Raw genomic sequence first — 320 nt, 5'->3', positions numbered from 1 at the left:
GCAATGGGCTCGAGCGTCGCCAACATGTCTCGTCGATCCCGCTGCACGGTACGAACCGCGTAGCGGGCACCACGGCGGTCAGTAACCTTTGGAGCATTTGTTATGGCAAGCAACATTCTTGCTATCCGACCGCGCGAATTATTGGGGCGCGGCGGCCATTCTTCGGGGCGGATTCAACCGGTCGATGCAACGATGCGATTAAATCGCTCAGCTGGCGTATCGAAGTTTAGTGTCTTTCTAGGGCGTTCGTTGAGCCGCCTGGCTACGGCGTCCAGCTTTGTCTGTGAGTAGGCAGATAGATCAGTACCTTTAGGGAAGTA

Annotated in this window: 1 protein-coding gene and 1 pseudogene; one reads left to right on the top strand and one right to left on the bottom strand. The window is 55.9% G+C overall.

Going from position 1 to position 320, the window contains the following annotated elements; genetic code table 11:
- Window positions 1–230: hypothetical protein (locus tag NCS02_RS36205; RefSeq protein ID WP_250520770.1), on the top strand; the 230-nt coding region annotated here is incomplete at its 5' end.
- On the opposite strand, the pseudogene NCS02_RS36200 reads toward NCS02_RS36205, so the two are convergent.
- Window positions 174–320: pseudogene (locus tag NCS02_RS36200) on the bottom strand (IS30 family transposase); the annotation flags it as partial. The gene NCS02_RS36205 and the pseudogene NCS02_RS36200 overlap by 57 nt on opposite strands.

The organism is Caballeronia sp. NCF2, from assembly GCF_023631205.1.
Lineage (GTDB): Bacteria > Pseudomonadota > Gammaproteobacteria > Burkholderiales > Burkholderiaceae > Caballeronia > Caballeronia zhejiangensis.
This window is presented reverse-complemented; position numbering and strand designations above follow the sequence as displayed.